The organism is Blautia sp. LMAG:36 (assembly GCF_008680535.1).
GTDB classification, from domain to species: domain Bacteria; phylum Bacillota; class Clostridia; order Lachnospirales; family Lachnospiraceae; genus Blautia_A; species Blautia_A fusiformis.
In genome coordinates this window covers 640,366-659,854 of record NZ_NALB01000003.1, presented here as the reverse complement: position 1 = coordinate 659,854, position 19,489 = coordinate 640,366, and the positions used below count along the sequence as shown (strand labels likewise).

Here is a 19,489-nt window from a genome sequence, read left to right as displayed (position 1 = left end):
CGCAAAAATGCCGTTTTTGTTGTATTTCCATCCAAACAGCGTTAAAATGAGTACTATATATTTTTATAAAGGAGTAATCTTTTTATGGATCGAAACAGCTGTCTGAATTATTTTCAGGCGTTTCCCTTCTGGGAACATATGACGGAAGAAGATCGGAATTTTCTTCTTGATAACATTCGCGAGCTTCATTACCCGGCAGGTGCTGCCATACAGTCTGAAGAGCGCCAGTGCCTGGGAACTCTTTTTCTTCTGAAGGGAGTTCTCCGTGTTTATCTACTGTCCGCTCAGGGAAAAGAGGCAACCCTGTACCGTTTAAGGGACAGTGACATCTGCACTCTTTCCGCCTCCTGCATGCTTTCTGCCATTACATTTGATGTACAGATCGATGCAGAAACAGACTGTGATCTGCTTCTGCTTCCGGCAGTTCCTTTTTCCCGGCTGATGAAAAACAATATCTATCTGGAAAATTTCATCTACAAACGGACAACTGAACATTTCTCAGATGTGATCGCAGGAATCGAACGGACATTTTTTATGACCCTGACTCAGAGAATCGCAGCCTTTCTTCTGGATGAAGCTGCAGATACCGGTTCCGATGAGCTCGCTCTCACACAGGAAGCCATCGCCCGCTCCATCGGAAGTGCCAGAGAAGCTGTCAGCCGCAGCCTTAAAAAAATGAATAAAGACGGCTCTATCCAGATCTCACGGGGATCGATCCGTATTCTGGATAAAAGACGTCTTTATGAAATGATGAATACTTTTTAATTTGAAGATGTTTTAGGTGCCGGCTGCAGGATCCACCAGAACAGCATCGGCATAATAGTCATTACTGGCCACATATAACGGATCATCCCATTTACAGGAGACACAAGACATATCAGTATATTCAGCACCGGTATGGCAAAGATCAGAAGTTTTTTCCATTGCTTCTTCACCAGAAGATACCCCATCAGCAACAGAGTAAGCCAGGTATACGTTCCTGCACTTAAGATAAGTCCCAGCCCAGGTGCACGCATCCATAATTCATCATAAAGCCTGAATAGATACTGGATCTTTTTTGGGCCCACATAGCTGACATCGATCCCGGATTTTTTCTGATACAGTTTATCTATGTAAAACCGGTACACGCCCTGCTGTCCTCTTCCCATATGGAACGGATCATTATAACTGTAGATATTATTCAATGTCGCCTGGATATATACTCCCGGATGACGACGGAACATGGCAAACCAGGCTTTAAAATAATCTTTCATGTATCCATCCAATTTAGGATCATTATCATCATCTCTGAACCTGAATGTAATTTTCACAGGATCCGACAGTTCCGGATTATACTTCTCGGCAAGAACATCATAATCCAGGATCCTGTTGATCGCTTTCTTCTCACTTGCGGTTACATCATCCGGATATTCTCTCAGATATCGGGCAGTCTGCTGAAACGGTACCGAAAGCATTTCACATCGGGATCCAGGTGCCACGCCAAGGGCAGGTGCTGCCCCCTTTTCTACGCCCAGATAGCAGGCAAAAACACAGACAGCCACAATAAATGCATATTTCCTCGCACCCTTTACCAGGAAGAAAAACAAAAGGATCAAAGAAGGCAGGACCAGATGAATGCCATTATTTCGGGTAAGACAAACACTGATTCCCAGAAGAAATAAATATACTGCCTTTCTCTTGGAAAAGGAATGACAAATATCTATATACACTGCAAAATACAAAGTAATGACTGCCGTATACAATCCGTCTTTGATCACTGCCTGGGCATAGCTTCCAAATATGGGAACAAATGCAAACAGCAGAACAGTACCAAAAAGTATCCATTTTGGAGCCTTCCATCTGTACAGATAGCGGACTACCGCACTGTAACACCAGATTTCCACAGAAGTAAACACAATGACGATCAAAAATACTCCAAAATTATAACACCAGATAGTTTTTCCAAGTGTCAGCAGTCCACCCATGATCATCGACAGGACCCATGGATGATGATTGTCCAGCGGCATAGCTCCCAAAAATACATCCAGCTGCCGAAATCCATCTGCCGGGATCGAACCTGGGAGAAATGCCAGGATAAACGGTGTCCATCCAATGATCATAGATATCTTTGCCAGGCGGAACCACATTACTTCTTCCTCTCTGGCCGGGATACGCCCGCAGGCCTTTCGGAAAAACTCCATCTCAGGAATCCTCCAGAAATAAGTGATTCCCATATCACAGATAATATAAAATCCTATAAAGCATCCGGCTGAGATCAGGATCTGTTTCTTTGCGCCAAACAGAAAATCCCAGCTTCCATTTGTAAAATAAGAAGTTCCAAGAAGCATTCCCGCCGAAAAGATCACTGCCAAAACATGTGCCTGCCAGTTTCTGTATTTCCGGTAGCCCTCCCATCCTTTCACGTATAAAATAAGAAGCAGGATCCATGCAAGCAAGCTCATGCATCCCAATCCATTATAAACATCGCTCATTTTTTCTACAGAAGTATTTCCATCCATTGGAAGGCCCGTAAAAGAAAAGGCCAGCGCTGTGATCATTGCCGCGATCACAGGCACTGCATTCTTTTTTATTATTTTCTCATCCATATTTTTATTAACCCTTGTCTAAAATTTTCAGTAAACCAACAATGCTCCGGAAACCATTTCGGTTCCCAGAGCTGTATCTGTTTTTTCTGTTTTCTGTTTTGGTTACTGAAGCGCTGCCTCAAGCTCTGTCTTTGATGTCAGTCCCACAAAACGTGCGGTCTCTTTTCCTTCTTTGAATACCAGCAGTGTGGGGATACTCATGATCTTGTACTGCTGTGCCAGTGATGGCTCTTTGTCTACGTCAACCTTGCCAACCTCATATCCGGCTTCTGCAAGCTCTTCCACGACCGGAGCCTGACGTCTGCATGGTCCGCACCAGGTTGCCCAAAAATCTACCAGTACCGGCTTTTCTGCCTTTAATACCTCAGTTTCAAAATTGTCTGTTGTAAAAACTTTTGCCATGATAAAATTCCTCCTTGATCCTGTATTTATTTTTAGTATCAGCTTATGCCTACGCCTTCAGAAGCTTCCGCACATACTGACAGGCGGAAAGTCCTGCCTGGGCACCGTCATGAACAGCTTTTGCCACCTGGAGAAGTCCACCGGTGCAATCACCTGCTGCATACAGTCCCGGAACTGTAGTCTCCATCTCTTCATTGACCCGGATATTTCCTTTTTCATTCAGTTCCGCTCCGATCTGGCGAGCCATCTCCGAGCTTCCGGCTGTACCAAGTGCTACAAAGACTCCCTCTGCCGGCACAAAAGAATCTGCTCCGGTACCTGCTTCCTGCATGGACACATCACTTTTCAGGCGGATGCCGGAAACCCGCTCATCCCCTTCGATCGCCTGGATCTTCATGGTGTTAACCGGAAGCGGATTTTCTCTTGAAAATTCCGGTTTCTTTCCATCTGTAAAGATCGTCACACGGGAAGCGGTATGAGAAAGTTCTTCTGCTTCATGAAGAGCAAAATCACTGTTTCCAAGCACTGCCACTTCTTTTCCTCTGTAAAAAAATGCGTCACATACTGCGCAGTAGCTGACACCTTTTCCCTCAAATTCCTTTACTCCCGGAATCCTGGCAGAAGCTCTCCTGCTTCCAGTTGCCAGGATCACGCTGCGTGCCTCAAAATCTCCTGCGGTAGTTTTCACCTCAAAAGTATCAAAACCACCCATTCCCACAACCTGGGCATCCAGGATCCGTACTCCAAGTGCTCTTGCCTGGGCAAGACCTCTTTCGAAAAGTTCTCTGCCGGACAGCGGCTGCTCCAGTCCGTAATAGTTCTCGATCTTCTCCGCTTTTTCCAGTGAACCGATCCCTGTATTTATGATCAGCGGATCCATATTTCCTCTTGCCGCATAAAGTGCTGCCGAGATCCCGGCCGGACCTGCTCCTATGATAATGATATTCTCCATTTCAGACACCTGCTTTCTTCTTCGTTTGGATCTGTTCTATAATATACGCTTCGCATTGGTCTGTTTCTGTGATCAGGTCACTTTTCCTTCACAGAAGTCATTATACCACATTCCCCAAAAATTACACCTTTTTTTCAATAGCTTTTATTTGCGTCTGTTTCTCTTCTATGCTATTATTATAACGACTTTAAACCAATTAAATGAATCAAGATGATACCCCTGCGGGATCATAAATATCTGCTTAACCTGTAAGGAAACAGATTCCTTATATTTATCAATAGATCATGAATCATAAAAAGGAGCCTAATCTCTATGAGAAATTTTGAATATTTTACCCCTACCCGGGTTATTTTCGGAAAAGATACACACCTTAAGATCGGCACTGTTCTAAAAGAGCAGAACTGCAGCAAAGTACTGATCCATTATGGCAGCCACAGTGCAGTAAGCTCCGGTCTGATCGATGAGATCCGATCTTCTCTGGATGAAGCTGGAATTTCCTATGTCACTCTTGGCGGTGTGGTTCCCAATCCCCGTCTCTCCAAGGTACGTGAAGGTATTGAGCTTTGCCGCAAAGAACAGGTTGATTTTCTTTTGGCTGTTGGCGGTGGCAGCGTTATTGATTCCTGTAAGGCCATCGGCTATGGACTTGCCAATCCGGATACAGATGTATGGAACTTTTTTCTCCGCACCGAAACCCCAAAAGCCTGTCTTCCTGTAGGCGTTATCCTGACGATCGCAGCTTCCGGAAGTGAAATGAGCGGATCCTGTGTGATCACCAATGAAGAGGGCTGGCTGAAACGGAGTAGTGCCCGCAACGATCTGTGCCGCCCACGTTTTGCTATTTTAAATCCCCGCCTCACCTATACCCTGCCGCAATATCAGACCGAAAGCGGCTGTGTGGATATCCTGATGCATACTATGGAACGGTACTTTGTAAATATCGAAACCATGGAGATCACTGACAGTATCAGCGAATCTCTGATGCAAACCGTGATCTATAACTCCCGGATCCTGATGAAGGAGGCGGATAATTATACTGCACGGGCAGAGATCATGTGGGCCGGCAGCCTTTCCCACAATGGACTTACCGGCTGCGGAACCGGCGGTGGTGACTGGGCCTGTCACCAGCTGGAGCATGAACTGGGCGGCACCTACGATGTGGCTCACGGAGCCGGTCTTGCCGCTTTGTGGGGAAGCTGGGCACGTTACGTTTATGATGCAAATCCGGAACGCTTTGCCCAGTTTGCAGTCAATATCTTTGACATTCCCTGCAGTACCGACTTCAACAAAACTGCTCTTGCCGGCATAGAAGCCATGGAAGATTATTTCCGTTCCATCCAGATGCCTACCAGCCTTCATGAGCTTGGTCTTGATCTTACAGAAAAGGAGATTCATGATCTGGCGTTTAAATGCAGCTTTGAAGACACCCGTACCATCGGTGTGTTCAAACAGCTGAACATGAAAGATATGGAAAAAATCTATCTTGCTGCCAGATAAATCTGTAGCCATAATATTGCAGATGTTTTTTTGAAAATCAGATTTTTCAGAAAAACATCTGCTTTTTTTATTTTTTCCTTGCATTCTCTACATAAATGTGTTAAAGTAACAAAGTACTCGAAAGAGACATGCCCAGATAGCTCAGTTGGTAGAGCAGAGGACTGAAAATCCTCGTGTCGCTGGTTCGATTCCGGCTCTGGGCATTATTTTTTTACTCTGATCGCAGAATAGCCTCTGCTGGTCAGAGTTTTTTTATACAAAAAACTGCTGCAAATCCCTTGTGGAATCTACAGCAGTCTTTTTCTGATCACTGAAGCAAATAAACTTCTGTATAAAACACGCCCTTCTGCTCTGCTTCGGAGTGTGTTGCCACATATACATCAATGCAATTGGTCCGGATCGCTCCTCCACAGTCCTCTGCAACATAAACCTGTCCATTGATCACTACTTTGGAGCCGTATGGGATCTGACTCGGATCCACTGCGATCGTACGGTTGGTAGTGGCCGTTACTCCTGTGGAAGTAATTCCATTCGCCCATGGTCCGCAGCAGATGCTGCACGGACAATAATGCGTGATCCGGAATGTTCCCAGTGGTTTCAGGGTCGCGTCAGAAGATACTGATACCGGCGTTCCGATCTGTACGCCAGCTGCGATACTTCCGGAACCACCTGTGGAAGTTACACCATCCACCGCATCCGCAAAAACGCCCTCCCCGGAACTCTTAGTAAGGGATCCTGCTTTTGTATTCTTTTCCTGCTCTGCCTTGGCCACTTCCGTAGCCTGATAACCTTCCAGACAGCTGGTCGGAATATAGCCGACGTGATCTGAACCACTGTCATCTGTGTAAACGATCCTGCTCCAGATAGCATCTACCGTACCTGTTCTTTTCAGCTCATCATCCTGAAGAACCTCTCCTACAACCTCTCCGTCCTTCTTGCCGGGATAATCCAGGATATCACTGTCCTGTGCCGCTGTAACTGTATCCGTAAATTTATTTACGATCTCCGTATCACTGAGCACGCTGTCCGAAACATAACCGATGATCTTGTCCTCACCTTTCTTTTGGAAGGTCACCTTGCTCCAGCCATTGTCACAGACTGCAACTCTTTCAAGTTTCGTTCCCAAGATCACAGAACGCAGCTCTGTACCACTGTCTCCCGGATTGGACCGGATTTCCGTATTTTTCGCTGTAACATAAAGCGTATCACTCTTCGCCAGAGCATTTACTGTATTTCCCGCCCCATCATCGATCTGAAACTGCTGAGGTGATTTTTTCTCCTGTGTATATGTATCCATTGTTGCTTCATATCCCAGTACCTCTGCTGATACGGATGCAGGGAAAAGCATAGAAGCACATAAAATAACTGCCAGAAGCTTTTTTCGCATGAAATCTTGCCTCCTTTTTTCCGACATTCTACGGTTTGTCCCGACTATCATAGCATATCAGATCGTATTTTGCAATTTCACAGGACAGTCTTCAGAAATTTTTAACAAAAAGATCATATTTTTTAACTGGTCAAATCTATCCGTAACGGATACAATACTTATATGAATACAAAACACAAGAAACCAACCCTTACTAAAAAACAGCGCCACAGACTCCGTGTACAGCAGGTGCGAAGGCAGAAGATCTTTCTGACATGTCTTTTTCTGCTGATCGTGGGCTGTATCCTTCTGCGTTTTTCCAAATTTTCCGGCAGGCAGAAGGAAACCCATCAGATCAATGCAGCCTGTGAAGCTTATCGCGATGAGGTTTCCAGCGAAGCAGCACAATATGATATGTCCGACTATGTAGACCTGATCCTGGCTGTGATGATGCAGGAAAGCTCCGGACAGGGTACCGATCCCATGCAGTCCTCAGAAGGAGCCTACAACACCAGATATCCTCAGCAGCCCAATGGTATCACAGATCCTTCTTACTCTATTTCCTGTGGCATCCAGGAACTGAAATATGCTCTGGAAAAGGCCGTCTGTACCGGTCCGACTGATCTTTCCAAAATCCGTCTGGCTCTGCAGGCATACAATTTCGGAGCCGATTCCTATTTTGCTTATCTGGAAGAAAACGGTCAGACTGTGTGGACGGCCCAAAGTGCTCAGGCCTTTGCTCAGATGGCAAGCGGCGGCACACAACGTGATGAAGATGATCCCCTTCATGATCCTGCCGGTCCATGGGACTATGGTGACCAATACTATCCGGATCATGTTTTGCGCTATTACCACTTAGACAATAACTCATAAACCACCGAAATATTGTCATATACAAGTTCTATTTCAGACGTCTGGAATAAACTTTATATGTTGTGTATAATTTCAAAAAAATTCCAAAAAACATTTGACAGAATATAAAATCTATGCTAATATATGTCTTGTCGCTGAGGGAAACACTTGAAACGATAAGACATATGCGATAGTGGCGTAGTTGGTAACGCGCGACCTTGCCAAGGTCGAGACCGCGGGTTCGAGCCCCGTCTATCGCTCTTCAGAACTCTGAGTTTTTCAGAGTTCTTTTTTATTTTTAAAACTATCCTTTTTCGATCAAAAAGTCCCGGGTCTGATCTCTTTTTTCCAGAAATTCAGATTCGGGACTTTATATTTTTTATCTTTTATTTCAGCTGCATATCATGGCCAAGGCATGCATCTTTTAGTGGTGGAAAAGGCGGATTCCTGTAAATGCCATCACCATTCCATACTTATTACATGTATCGATAACTGCGTCATCACGTACAGATCCACCCGGCTCTGCAATATATTTTACACCGCTCTTATATGCGCGCTCGATATTATCACTGAATGGGAAGAATGCATCGGATCCCAGTGTCACGCCGGTAAGACCATCCAGCCATGCTCTCTTCTCTTCTTTTGTGAACACTTCCGGCTTCTCTGTGAATGTCTTTTCCCATGCACCATCTGCAAGGACATCCATATATTCCTCACCAATGTAAACATCAATGGCATTATCTCTCTCCGCACGTGTGATCGTGTCTTTAAACGGAAGCTCCAGTACTTTCGGACACTGACGGAGATACCAGTTATCTGCCTTCTGACCTGCAAGGCGTGTACAATGTACACGGGACTGCTGTCCTGCACCAACGCCGATAGCCTGTCCGTCCTTAACAAAGCATACAGAATTGGACTGTGTATATTTCAGGATGATCAGAGAAACCTTCATATCTCTCTTGGCTTCTTCCGTAAGCTCTTTATTCTCTGTTACAATATTGGAGATCAGCGCATCATCAATTGCCAGCTCCTGGCGGCCCTGCTCAAAGGTGACTCCAAATACCTGTTTGTGCTCCAAAGGTTCTGGAACATAGTTTTCATCGATCTGGATCACATTGTAATTGCCTTTTTTCTTCTGCTTCAGAATTTCAAGAGCCTCCTCTGTATATCCTGGTGCGATCACACCATCAGAAACCTCTCTCTTGATCAGCATTGCGGTATCTTTGTCGCAGACATCAGAAAGAGAAATAAAATCACCAAATGATGACATACGATCTGCACCTCTTGCTCTTGCATACGCACATGCAAGCGGGGAAAAATTCTTCCAGTCCATATCACCTACCCAGTAGATCTTTGCCAGTGTCTCATTCAGCGGAAGTCCGATGGAAGCACCTGCCGGAGATACATGCTTAAATGAAGTTGCTGCCGGAAGTCCGGTTGCTTTCTTAAGGTCACGTACCAGCTGCCAGCCATTAAAGGCATCCAGGAAGTTGATGTATCCTGGTCTTCCGGAGAGTACCTGGATCGGAAGCTCACTTCCATCTGCCATATAGATCTTTGATGGTTTCTGATTTGGGTTACATCCGTATTTTAACTGTAATTCTTTCATGAAAAAGCTCCTCCGTTCTCTGTGATATCCCTATTTTCTTATTTATTCTTGTTTACGATCCTGGATTCATATTTTCCTGTCTCAATGTCAATAAAACGAACAAAGAGAGAAACTTTATTATCCTGGTTCAGGCTCTTCCAGAGGAGATCCGTAAACTCATCAATATCGCTTGGGATCTCTACCAGCTTCGGCTCTCCCTCGAAACTTGGAAGTGGATTTCCATCGCATTTATAAGTATGGATAAAACGTCCCTGTCCTGCCGCCGCATTCTCATAGGCAAATGTATAACGAAGACAGGAATCCGGATTTCCGTTATTGCTCTTTAAAATAGACATCGCATAATTGAATTTACCGTCTTCAACATGAAGAACACCTGAAATACGAGGTGTATAGTTCGGCGCATCCGGCTCAAACTCTCTGCTGCGGAGAGACTGTTCAAAGGTGAGCTGTCTGTCCATTCCCTCATAGATCGTATCTGTCTGATCACCGTTTGTTACGATGGTCTTATTTCCAAGGACACGTACCGGTGCATAAATGATCAGGCTCGGGTCTGTAAGCTTGGACGGATCAAAAGCCTGTGTACGGATTCCTTCCCCATCCTCAACAAAAATACGGTTTCTGCTGTTCTCGCTTCTTCCCATAATAAAATATGCAGTAACTGCATGTTTCCCGTCAGCGGAACGTCCGATCACAATTCCTCTTCCCGGATAGGAATTTTCTTTCAGTTCTTTTTCAAGTGAAAATGTCGTCATTTTTCACAGTCCTCCTTGTCTAATGTAAGGCCCGGGGCTTATCCCAGGATATGAACGGTAACAAAAAACCGCCTGGACACCCCTTATCAGGCTGCCCAGGCGGTCGGCTTCTCACTTCACTGCACTCCCTGTAGGTAATCCTACTTTCCGCCAGTCATGCAGCTTCTGCTGTTATACTACAATACTTCTTCTTAATTTTCAAGCCCCTATTTTCAGAAATTATTTTTCCAGACTTCTTGTTGCTCACAAAATAAACAATAACACTTTATTTCCCCTGTAATGCATAATCTGTCTGGATCTGTGCTGCAATGTCTGATTTCATCTGGATCCATGCATCGGGATTTTCCACGTAATACTTCGGACAGTCTTTACCTGTGACATCATAATGACGGATCACCTGATCCGAAGTCAGTCCAAAGCGTGTACAAAGCCACGCTGTCAGCTTTACCGCCGAATCATAGGTTGCTGTATTAAACTGCCCTGTTTCATCCGGATGGCAGCATTCAATGGATATGGTATCTACATTTCTGGAATTTGTGGCATAGGATATTTCTGAAGTGGGAATACATTGTACCACTTCTCCCTCCAAACCTATCACAAAATGACTGCTGACTTTGTTGTCCTGCGTTGTCGCAAGATTTTCAAAATAATTCCGGTTGGATATGGCAGTAGATCCCGGATTGGCCGTATAATGAATGGCTATATAATTTACCTGTTCGATAGAAATCTGTGGTCTGGAATAGGAATTCGGTGTCAGAAGCTCCACATCAATAAAAGGTGCTCCTTCTGCCTGCCATTGTTCCGGTCCGCCATTTCCGCTGGCATTCCCGGATATTTCTTCCTGTCCGGACTGAGTTTCACTCTGTTCCATGCGCATCTCAAAAAATGCGTATCCTAACGCACACGCAGCAAAAGCAACGATCACAATGATACATATCAGCACAATCCTCTGCAGGATCTTGATCGGGTTCTTTTTTCTCAAAGACTTCTTTTTTCTTCTGGAAGACCCGGAGGAAGTTTTCTTTACGGAAACAGGCCGCCCGCTATGGGACGGCCTGGGTGACTTTTTACCGGTCTTACCTTTTTTTCCTTTATTATTCATCTACACTGTAGTTTGGAGCCTCTTTTGTGATATGGATGTCATGTGGATGTGACTCCTTGAGAGATGCAGCGGAGATCTTAATGAATCTGCCTGTTGTTTTCAGCTTCTCAATGTTCTCTGCTCCGCAGTAACCCATACCGGATCTTAAACCGCCAATTAACTGGAATACGGTATCCTCAACGTGTCCTTTGTATGCAACACGTCCTTCAACACCTTCTGGAACAAGCTTCTTGGCGTTCTCCTGGAAGTAACGATCCTTGCTGCCGTTCTCCATAGCTGCAATAGATCCCATTCCACGGTATACTTTATATTTTCTTCCCTGATAGAGCTCGAATGTTCCCGGGCTCTCATCGCATCCAGCAAACATGCTGCCCATCATGCAGACATTGGCGCCTGCCGCGATAGCCTTGGTGATGTCTCCGGAATACTTGATTCCACCATCTGCGATGATCGGGATTCCGTAGCTGTTGGCTACTTCATAGCAATCCATAACAGCAGTAACCTGCGGTACACCGATACCTGCAACAACACGTGTGGTACAGATAGATCCAGGTCCGATACCAACTTTAACTGCATCTACACCAGCTTCGATCAGTGCCTTGGTAGCTGCTCCTGTTGCAACGTTACCTGCGATAACCTGAAGTTCCGGATATGCAGCCTTGATCTCGCGGACTGCTTTTAAGATATTCTCAGAATGACCATGTGCGGAATCAATTACGATTACATCCACATTCGCTTTCACAAGTGCATCTACACGTGCAAGTACATTGGCTGTGATACCAACTGCCGCACCACAGAGAAGACGTCCCTGTGCATCCTTGGCTGCAAGCGGATATTTGATCTGTTTCTCGATATCCTTGATGGTAATGAGTCCTTTTAAATTAAAGTCGTCATCTACAATGGGTAATTTCTCCTTACGGGATTTCGCAAGGATCTTCTTGGCATCCTCAAGTGTGATTCCTTCCTTGGCTGTGATCAGTCCTTCAGAAGTCATGCACTCCTTGATCTTTCTGCTGAAATCTGTCTCAAATTTAAGATCACGGTTTGTGATAATACCTACAAGCTTTCTGCCTTCTGTGATCGGAACACCGGAAATACGGTATTTCGCCATCAGATCATTGGCATCTTTCAGTGTATGCTCCGGTGAAAGATAAAATGGATCTGTAATAACACCGTTCTCAGAACGTTTAACCTTATCAACCTCTTCTGCCTGTGCTTCGATGGACATATTCTTGTGGATGATACCGATACCACCCTGTCTGGCCATGGCAATTGCCATTCTGTGCTCTGTAACTGTGTCCATTCCCGCACTCATCATGGGGATATTCAGCTTTACTTTCTTGGTTAAATACGTTGAAACATCTACCTGATTCGGAATCACTTTAGAATAAGCCGGAACCAGAAGGACGTCATCAAACGTAATGCCTTCACCAATAATAGTACCCATTGCATTTCCTCCCTTGTGTAAGATATTTTAAATTTGTGAACTAGTGTAACAAAAAACAAGATTCATGTCAATCCAAAAAAACTTTACTTGGTGCAGAATTTTTCATGGTATTTGCAAGTGCGTCATCCAGTTCCAGGATCACTTTGCAGGTTTCTCCACTGTCTCTTATGATCATTGCATAGCGTTTATGATCCTCAATTCCTGATGAAAAATCATACTCTTTCATCTTCTGATTGCCATTATAATAGTCCATTCTGTGGGACTTTAATGGTGCCACAAGGTCTGCCTCCGCAAGCTGGAGCGATTTCACTCTTTTCCTTTTTGATTTTGACATGATCATATCAATGTCCAGTTCTCCGTTAACAAACAGATACTCGTACTCCAGATCTGTCTTCGGTATTACAAAATAACATGCAATACCAAGTGCAATAGCCGGTACCAGCAAAAGTACATTCAGCACAAGGCCTCCCAGGACCATGATCACCGTCAGCGCTATCAGACCGTATTTCACAACCAGATCTTTCGCTGTCTGCTTCTTTTTTACCAGAAGCTCTGAATATAAGTCACTCATTTGTTTCTTCCTTTCGTAATTTACTGACTTTTTGATTATAACACAAAAAGAGAGCCGCGTCTATGGCGCAGGCCCTCTCATTTTGTGAATTAATTATTTCACCTGCTCAGCTGATAATTACATCATTCCCATTCCCGGGTTTGCAGCCGGAGCCGGAGTATCTTCTTTGATTGTGGAAACTACAGCCTCTGTTGTAAGGAGTGTAGATGCAACACTTGTAGCATTCTGAAGAGCACTTCTTGTAACCTTAGCCGGATCAAGGATTCCGTTCTCAACCATGTTTACGTATTTCTCATTGAGAGCATCGAAGCCTGTACCGATCTCAGACTCTCTTACTTTGTTGATAATAACAGCGCCTTCCAGTCCTGCGTTTGCAGCGATGTGGAACAGCGGAGCCTCAAGAGCTTTCAGGATCACATAAGCACCTGTCTTCTCATCTCCTTCAAGTGTTGTTGCAAGTTTTGCAACCTCTTTGGAAGCATGGATGTAAGCAGATCCGCCACCTGCGATGATACCTTCCTCAACAGCTGCTCTTGTTGCTGCAAGAGCATCCTCAAGACGAAGTTTTGCTTCTTTCATCTCTGTCTCAGTAGCAGCACCTACACGGATAACAGCTACGCCGCCAGCCAGTTTTGCAAGTCTCTCCTGAAGTTTCTCTTTATCGAACTCGGATTTTGTCTCCTCGATCTGCGCACGGATCTGTGCAACACGTTTTGCAATGGCATCTTTGTCACCGAGACCATCAACGATAACTGTGTTCTCTTTTGCAACTTTAACAGATTTTGCACGTCCAAGCTGCTCCATCTTAGCTTCTTTCAGGTCAAGACCAAGCTCATCGGAGATCACCTGTCCGCCTGTCAGGATCGCGATATCCTGAAGCATCTCTTTTCTTCTGTCACCATAGCCAGGAGCTTTTACAGCTACTACCTGGAAGGTTCCTCTCAGTTTGTTGACGATCAGAGTTGTAAGGGCCTCACCCTCAACATCCTCAGCGATGATGAGAAGTTTCGCACCGGCCTGAACAACCTGCTCAAGAAGTGGAAGGATCTCCTGGATATTGCTGATCTTCTTGTCTGTGATCAGGATGTACGGATCATCAAGAGTTGCCTCCATTTTCTCCATATCTGTGGACATGTATGCGGAAATATATCCACGGTCAAACTGCATACCTTCTACAAGGTCAAGCTCTGTATGCATGGTCTTGGACTCCTCAACAGTGATAACACCGTCTTTGGAAACTTTCTCCATAGCATCAGCAACAAGCTGTCCAACCTGCTCATCACTTGCAGAGATTGCTGCTACGTTAGCGATCTGCTCTTTGCCGTTGATTGCCTGGCTCATGTTCTTGATCGCTTCTACTGCAACATCTGTTGCTTTTTTCATACCTTTTCTGAGGATGATCGGGTTGGCACCTGCTGCCAGGTTCTTCATTCCCTCATGAACCATTGCCTGAGCAAGTACAGTCGCTGTTGTAGTACCATCACCTGCTACATCGTTTGTCTTGGATGCAACTTCCTTGATGATCTGAGCACCCATGTTCTCGAATCCGTCCTCAAGCTCGATCTCTTTTGCGATGGAAACACCATCGTTTGTGATAAGCGGAGCACCGAAAGATTTGTCAAGTACTACGTTTCTTCCTTTCGGTCCAAGTGTTACTCTTACTGTATCTGCAAGTTTATTTACACCAGCTTCAAGTGCTGCTCTTGCTTCTGCGCCATATTTAATTTCTTTTGCCATGATAAAATGACCTCCTATTTATATTGATATACGATAAGATGTTTATATTATTTAATAACTGCCAGGATATCTTCCTGTTTTACAATGATGTAATCCGTACCATCCATCTTAACTTCTGTTCCTGCATATTTGGAGTAAATAACAGTGTTTCCGACTTCTACTTCCATCTTTACTTCTTTGCCATTTACAACTCCGCCAGGACCAACTGCGATAACTTCTGCCTGCTGTGGTTTCTCCTGTGCCTGTCCCGGAAGTACGATTCCGGATGCTGTTGTCTCTTCTGCTTCAACCTGTTTTAATACTACTCTGTCGCCTAAAGGTACTAACTTCATGATCTATGTTCCTCCTTTATAAGTTCCATCTTCGTCTGCTAGCACTCACTTTATACGAGTGCTAATCACTATGGCTATATTAGTGAATTTCACATATTTTCGCAACCCTTTTAAGATATGGTTTTTCTATATTATTCTGATTTTATCTCTTTTATACTCTTGTTTTCTCTTGTTTTCTCAATTTCATTATTTATTTTGATTTTATGAAACAGACAAAAAAGAGACTCCCACGCTAGCGGGAAGTCTCTTTTGTCACGTTCTTTATCTTATATCAAGCATCTGACAGTGCTGATCACATTATGCCTTCTTGCTTCTCTGTGCTTTTATCTCCTCAAGCTCATCAAAGATCACTTCATTAAGAACTTTAATGTAAGTTCCCTTCATACCGGACGAACGGGATTCGATCACACCTGCGCTCTCGAATTTACGCAGTGCATTTACGATCACGGATCTGGTGATACCTACACGGTCAGCGATCTTGCTGGCAACCAGGATACCCTCATCACCATCCAGCTCATCAAAAATATGGATGATCGCCTCAAGTTCTGAGAAGGACAGTGTACTGAATGCCGATTTAACGATCTGCTGTTTTCTGTCTTCTTCTGCGTTCTCGTCATGAACCGCACGCATCATTTCCAGGCCAACAACTGTTGTACCATACTCGCTGACATAATATCCTCAATATCATAGGGATGATCATTGCGGTACATGAATAACGTTCCCAGTCTCTCACCTGCAATATCGATCGGATTCACGATTCCCTGATAATTTCCGGGTACATGCTCAAAGCCAAGTGTCTGGAGATTGACATTCTCCTTTGTGGAAAGAACACCAAGAAATCTCTCATTCAATAACGGGTCGATATGTCCGCCGATCTTGTCATCGATCAGCTCTGTGATCTCATCCACACCCGGGCAGATACTGACTCCCAGAACCTTACCTTTCTTACTGAGTACCAGGATATTGGAACTTAAGGTTTCCATGAGCACCTGGCAAATATCGTTAAACACTACCTTGCTTGAGCTGCTGTTATGCAGAAGCTTATTGATTTTTCTAGTTTTATCTAGCAACTGAACGCTCATTTTTCCTCCTTTCACTTTCGTACCTTGAAAGAAATCGTTTTTCTAGTCTAATATTACACGTTATTCTGGAAATTTACAAGACATTTTTATATTTTTTTTATTTTTAACGGGATTTTCTGAAAATTAATAGAAAAGCATTTATTCAATCAATCTTCATCTTTTGGTTTTTGTTCCACATATCCGCAGGTTTCCTGGCTGCAAACCAGCTTATTTCCCTTTTCGAGCATATAATTACCACATTTCGGACATTTCTTTGCAGAAGGTTTCTGCCAGGACATAAAATCACATTCCGGATTATTCTCACATCCGTAATATTTTCTGCCTTTTTTCGTTTTTTTCATGACAATTTCGCCGCCGCACTTCGGACATGCAACACCGATCTTCTCATAATATGGTTTTGTATTACGGCAGTCCGGAAATCCGGGGCATGCAAGAAATCTTCCATGAGGACCGTACTTGATCACCATGTTGCGGCCACAGTTGTCGCAGATCACATCCGTAACCTCATCCTGTATATCAACTTTCTCAAGCTCTTTCTCAGCCTCATCCACATCATGCTTCAGATCCGGATAGAAGTTACGTACAACCGTTTTCCACTGTACGGTACCTGCTTCCACGCAGTCCAAAAGTCCCTCCATAGTTGCTGTAAAGTTTACATCCACAATACTTGGAAAAGCCTGTTTCATAATATTATTAACAACCTCTCCAAGCTCTGTGACGTAAAGATTTTTCTGTTCCTTGGATACATAGCGTCTGCTGATGATCGTTGTGATGGTCGGCGCATACGTACTTGGACGTCCGATTCCAAGCTCTTCCATAGTCTTTACAAGTGAAGCCTCTGTGTAATGTGCCGGCGGCTGTGTAAAATGCTGCTCCGGCTTCAGTTCTTTCAGCTTCAGCTCCATACCCTTTTCCAGACTTTGACTTAAAACATTGCCCTTTTTGTCATCGCCCTCTTCTGTGTACACAGACATAAAGCCATCAAAGGCAACCTTGGATGCTGCAACCGTGAACACATACTCACCTGCTCCGATCTTGACAGACGTGGTCTCATAACGTGCCGGTGCCATTCTGCTCGCCGCAAAACGTCTCCAGATCAGCTGATATAAACGGAACTGATCCCTGGTCAGGGATTCCTTCACCAGAACTGGTGTCCTCGCAATATCTGTAGGACGGATCGCCTCATGAGCATCCTGTATCTTCTGTCCGTTTTTGATCGCCTTCTCTGTCTGAGAAACATAATCCAAACCATACTGCTCAGAAATATAAGTTCTTGCTGCTGCATCTGCTTCCTCTGAAATTCGAGTAGAATCTGTACGCAGATAGGAGATCAGACCTACCGTACCACTGCCTTTTACATCCACACCTTCATATAACTGCTGTGCCAGGCGCATAGTCTTCTGCGTAGAAAAATTCAGTGTCTTGGCAGCTTCCTGCTGCAGAGTACTTGTGGTAAACGGAAGGGGAGCGTTTTTGATCCTCTCACCTTTTTTTACTTCTGTGATCTCATATTTACAGTCTTCCAGACTTTTCAGGATCTCATCCATTTCCTGACGGTTTCTGATCGGAAGTTTTTTATCTGTTCCATAGAACTTGGCTGTCAACGGTTTCTTCTCACCCTTTACCTGAAATTCACCCTCCAGGCTCCAGTATTCTTCAGGAATGAATGCATTGATCTCATCTTCTCTGTCACAGATGATACGCAGTGCCACAGACTGTACACGGCCTGCACTTAAGCCTCTTTTTACCTTGGCCCAGAGCAGCGGACTGATGGTATAACCTACCATACGATCCAGCATACGCCTGGCCTGCTGTGCATCTACCAGATTCATGTCCAGTTCCCTGGCCTGCTTGATGGACGCCTTAACTGCTGTTTTTGTTACTTCATTAAATGTGATCCTGTGCATCTTTGCAGTATCTGTCTTCAAAGCCTGCATCAGATGCCAGGAAATTGCTTCTCCCTCACGGTCAGGGTCAGTTGCAAGATAGATCTTATCTGCTTTTTTTGCTTCTTTACGAAGTTTTGCAAGAAGCTCACCCTTTCCCCGTATTGTAATATACTTCGGTTCAAAATCATTGTCCACGTCAATACCAAACTGGCTCTTGGGAAAATCCCTCACATGACCGTTGGACGCTTCTACTGTATAATTTGCCCCCAGAAATTTCTTTACTGTCTTCATTTTAGCAGGTGACTCTACTATCACCAGATTTTTGGCCATTTTACCTCTCCTAATCTCATTCTGCCTTCCTGTCCGGCTTAAAAACTCCTGCTAAATCTCCGGGCAAAAAAGCATTTATTCAAGTCTGATATAATACTGTCTCCCGGTTTCCTTCACAAGCCCCATCAAAATAAGCTGTCCCAGGATCCCGGCTGTTTTTCCCGGTGAAAAACCGGTTTTTCTGATAATATGATCCAGATTTTTTGGTCGTAAATCGAGACAACTATACACCAAATCCAAATCCGTTGCAAGTCCTAACTTGCTTTTTTCAGACAAATTTGTCTTTTTTTTCACAGATAATCCCCACTCATCCAGAAGTATTTCCGGAGAGTATGCAATTCCTGCTCCGTCGTAGATCAGCTTGTGACAGCCTCTGCTCAGCGCATCATTTACCGCTCCTGGAATGGCGTATACCATCTTCCCCTGTTCCAGTGCACAGGCAGCTGTGATCAGTGATCCGCTCTTTTCTTTTGCTTCCACCACAAGCACCAGATCTGCCAGTCCGCTGATGATCCGGTTCCTTGCCGGAAAATAATATGCCCTGCCTTTGGTACCTGGTTCATATTCGCTGATGATCCCTCCGTTTTTTTCGGGGATCCTCCGGTAAATACCTCTGCTGGATGAAGGATAACAGATGTCCACACCATTTCCCAGCACGGCAAAGGTCGGGGTACCACCTTCCAGAGCACCCTTGTGGCCCTCAGCATCAATGCCGGCCGCCATACCGCTGATCACCTGTACACCATGTTCGCTTAAGAATTTTCCGTAATTAAAGGCCTGTATCCGTCCGTAAGGACTGCACAGCCTTGCTCCCACGATCGCCGCTGTAGGTTTGGCATCATCCGGAAAGCTTCCAATGTAATATAATTGTTTTGGCATACCGGGAAGTTCCTTAAGTCTTGCCGGATAAACACTACTGTCCTTCCGGGCACACCGGATCCTTGTTTGCTGTATTTCTTCCATATAAAATACCTTCCTTTTTTC

The 19,489-nt window shown here is 44.6% G+C and carries 16 protein-coding genes, 2 tRNA genes, 1 pseudogene and 1 riboswitch; of the genes and pseudogenes, 5 read left to right on the top strand and 14 right to left on the bottom strand.

The annotated features are described in order from the left end of the window. Positions 1-84: 84 nt before the first annotated feature. Positions 85-765: a Crp/Fnr family transcriptional regulator gene (locus CCC17_RS03280; protein ID WP_021651802.1), complete on the top strand. Its 681-nt coding sequence runs from the start codon at positions 85-87 to the stop codon at positions 763-765. Here CCC17_RS03280 and CCC17_RS03275 read toward each other — a convergent pair. The 3 genes from CCC17_RS03275 to CCC17_RS03265 form a co-directional block, all read right to left on the bottom strand. After that, entirely contained in the window at positions 762-2,585 is a 1,824-nt protein-coding gene (locus tag CCC17_RS03275; RefSeq protein ID WP_118752499.1) for a DUF6020 family protein, read from the bottom strand. The genes CCC17_RS03280 and CCC17_RS03275 overlap by 4 nt on opposite strands. A 102-nt stretch (positions 2,586-2,687) precedes the next feature. Beyond that, positions 2,688-2,987, bottom strand: a complete 300-nt coding sequence (trxA, locus tag CCC17_RS03270; RefSeq protein WP_021651804.1) for a thioredoxin — start codon at positions 2,985-2,987, stop codon at positions 2,688-2,690. A gap of 49 nt (positions 2,988-3,036) precedes the next feature. Further along, complete coding sequence (locus CCC17_RS03265; protein WP_021651805.1) at positions 3,037-3,939, bottom strand: NAD(P)/FAD-dependent oxidoreductase; 903 nt, start codon at positions 3,937-3,939, stop codon at positions 3,037-3,039. 312 nt (positions 3,940-4,251) lie between these two features. Between CCC17_RS03265 and CCC17_RS03260 the strand changes: the two genes are divergently transcribed. Next, the gene (locus CCC17_RS03260) at positions 4,252-5,436 is read left to right on the top strand and encodes an iron-containing alcohol dehydrogenase (protein WP_092071430.1); all 1,185 of its coding nucleotides are present in this window, start codon (positions 4,252-4,254) and stop codon (positions 5,434-5,436) included. Between the two features lie 130 nt (positions 5,437-5,566). Beyond that, positions 5,567-5,639, top strand: a tRNA-Phe gene (locus tag CCC17_RS03255). A gap of 104 nt (positions 5,640-5,743) precedes the next feature. Here CCC17_RS03255 and CCC17_RS03250 read toward each other — a convergent pair. Next, complete coding sequence (locus tag CCC17_RS03250) at positions 5,744-6,823, bottom strand: 3D domain-containing protein (RefSeq protein ID WP_287082499.1); 1,080 nt, start codon at positions 6,821-6,823, stop codon at positions 5,744-5,746. Positions 6,824-6,985: 162 nt separating this feature from the next. Between CCC17_RS03250 and CCC17_RS03245 the strand changes: the two genes are divergently transcribed. Both CCC17_RS03245 and CCC17_RS03240 read left to right on the top strand, forming a co-directional pair. Then, a complete protein-coding gene (locus CCC17_RS03245) occupies positions 6,986-7,675 on the top strand; it encodes a lysozyme family protein (protein WP_287082498.1) in 690 nt (229 codons plus the stop codon). 166 nt (positions 7,676-7,841) lie between these two features. Next, positions 7,842-7,914 (top strand) — tRNA-Gly (locus CCC17_RS03240). Between the two features lie 164 nt (positions 7,915-8,078). On the opposite strand, the gene CCC17_RS03235 is transcribed toward CCC17_RS03240, so the two are convergent. The 10 genes and pseudogenes from CCC17_RS03235 to dprA all read right to left on the bottom strand — a co-directional run bounded on the left by CCC17_RS03235 (position 8,079) and on the right by dprA (position 19,468). Continuing rightward, on the bottom strand, positions 8,079-9,263 hold the full coding sequence (locus tag CCC17_RS03235) for a phosphoribosylaminoimidazolecarboxamide formyltransferase (protein WP_110103451.1): 1,185 nt from the start codon (positions 9,261-9,263) through the stop codon (positions 8,079-8,081). Between the two features lie 38 nt (positions 9,264-9,301). Further along, entirely contained in the window at positions 9,302-10,015 is a 714-nt protein-coding gene (locus tag CCC17_RS03230; protein ID WP_015524355.1) for an IMP cyclohydrolase, read from the bottom strand. Between the two features lie 86 nt (positions 10,016-10,101). Beyond that, positions 10,102-10,183: riboswitch (ZMP/ZTP riboswitch) on the bottom strand. A gap of 97 nt (positions 10,184-10,280) precedes the next feature. Further along, the gene (locus tag CCC17_RS03225) at positions 10,281-10,997 is read right to left on the bottom strand and encodes a peptidoglycan recognition protein family protein (protein WP_044961668.1); all 717 of its coding nucleotides are present in this window, start codon (positions 10,995-10,997) and stop codon (positions 10,281-10,283) included. 112 nt (positions 10,998-11,109) lie between these two features. After that, complete coding sequence (guaB, locus tag CCC17_RS03220) at positions 11,110-12,564, bottom strand: IMP dehydrogenase (RefSeq protein WP_021975900.1); 1,455 nt, start codon at positions 12,562-12,564, stop codon at positions 11,110-11,112. A gap of 67 nt (positions 12,565-12,631) precedes the next feature. Continuing rightward, positions 12,632-13,135, bottom strand: coding sequence for a DUF6106 family protein (locus CCC17_RS03215; protein WP_021975899.1), 504 nt, complete (start codon positions 13,133-13,135; stop codon positions 12,632-12,634). 117 nt (positions 13,136-13,252) lie between these two features. Further along, complete coding sequence (groL, locus tag CCC17_RS03210) at positions 13,253-14,872, bottom strand: chaperonin GroEL (protein ID WP_021975898.1); 1,620 nt, start codon at positions 14,870-14,872, stop codon at positions 13,253-13,255. A 47-nt stretch (positions 14,873-14,919) separates the two neighbouring features. After that, entirely contained in the window at positions 14,920-15,204 is a 285-nt protein-coding gene (groES, locus tag CCC17_RS03205) for a co-chaperone GroES (protein ID WP_021651813.1), read from the bottom strand. 297 nt (positions 15,205-15,501) lie between these two features. Continuing rightward, positions 15,502-16,286: pseudogene (gene codY / locus CCC17_RS14970) on the bottom strand (GTP-sensing pleiotropic transcriptional regulator CodY). Positions 16,287-16,432: 146 nt separating this feature from the next. Continuing rightward, positions 16,433-18,505 (bottom strand): type I DNA topoisomerase, encoded by a 2,073-nt coding sequence (gene topA, locus CCC17_RS03195; RefSeq protein WP_021651815.1) that lies wholly within the window; start codon positions 18,503-18,505, stop codon positions 16,433-16,435. A 75-nt stretch (positions 18,506-18,580) separates the two neighbouring features. After that, positions 18,581-19,468 (bottom strand): DNA-processing protein DprA, encoded by an 888-nt coding sequence (dprA, locus tag CCC17_RS03190; RefSeq protein ID WP_110103465.1) that lies wholly within the window; start codon positions 19,466-19,468, stop codon positions 18,581-18,583. Positions 19,469-19,489: the final 21 nt, after the last annotated feature.

Coding starts and splice junctions, on each gene's coding strand:
- CCC17_RS03275 (WP_118752499.1), bottom strand. CDS start 2,585: ATGGATGAGAAAATAATAAAAAAGAATGCAGTGCCTGTGATCGCGGCA.
- CCC17_RS03230 (WP_015524355.1), bottom strand. CDS start 10,015: ATGACGACATTTTCACTTGAAAAAGAACTGAAAGAAAATTCCTATCCG.
- CCC17_RS03215 (WP_021975899.1), bottom strand. CDS start 13,135: ATGAGTGACTTATATTCAGAGCTTCTGGTAAAAAAGAAGCAGACAGCG.
- CCC17_RS03235 (WP_110103451.1), bottom strand. CDS start 9,263: ATGAAAGAATTACAGTTAAAATACGGATGTAACCCAAATCAGAAACCA.
- CCC17_RS03280 (WP_021651802.1), top strand. CDS start 85: ATGGATCGAAACAGCTGTCTGAATTATTTTCAGGCGTTTCCCTTCTGG.
- groL (WP_021975898.1), bottom strand. CDS start 14,872: ATGGCAAAAGAAATTAAATATGGCGCAGAAGCAAGAGCAGCACTTGAA.
- CCC17_RS03245 (WP_287082498.1), top strand. CDS start 6,986: ATGAATACAAAACACAAGAAACCAACCCTTACTAAAAAACAGCGCCAC.
- topA (WP_021651815.1), bottom strand. CDS start 18,505: ATGGCCAAAAATCTGGTGATAGTAGAGTCACCTGCTAAAATGAAGACA.
- CCC17_RS03260 (WP_092071430.1), top strand. CDS start 4,252: ATGAGAAATTTTGAATATTTTACCCCTACCCGGGTTATTTTCGGAAAA.
- groES (WP_021651813.1), bottom strand. CDS start 15,204: ATGAAGTTAGTACCTTTAGGCGACAGAGTAGTATTAAAACAGGTTGAA.
- CCC17_RS03265 (WP_021651805.1), bottom strand. CDS start 3,939: ATGGAGAATATCATTATCATAGGAGCAGGTCCGGCCGGGATCTCGGCA.
- trxA (WP_021651804.1), bottom strand. CDS start 2,987: ATGGCAAAAGTTTTTACAACAGACAATTTTGAAACTGAGGTATTAAAG.
- CCC17_RS03250 (WP_287082499.1), bottom strand. CDS start 6,823: ATGCGAAAAAAGCTTCTGGCAGTTATTTTATGTGCTTCTATGCTTTTC.
- guaB (WP_021975900.1), bottom strand. CDS start 12,564: ATGGGTACTATTATTGGTGAAGGCATTACGTTTGATGACGTCCTTCTG.
- dprA (WP_110103465.1), bottom strand. CDS start 19,468: ATGGAAGAAATACAGCAAACAAGGATCCGGTGTGCCCGGAAGGACAGT.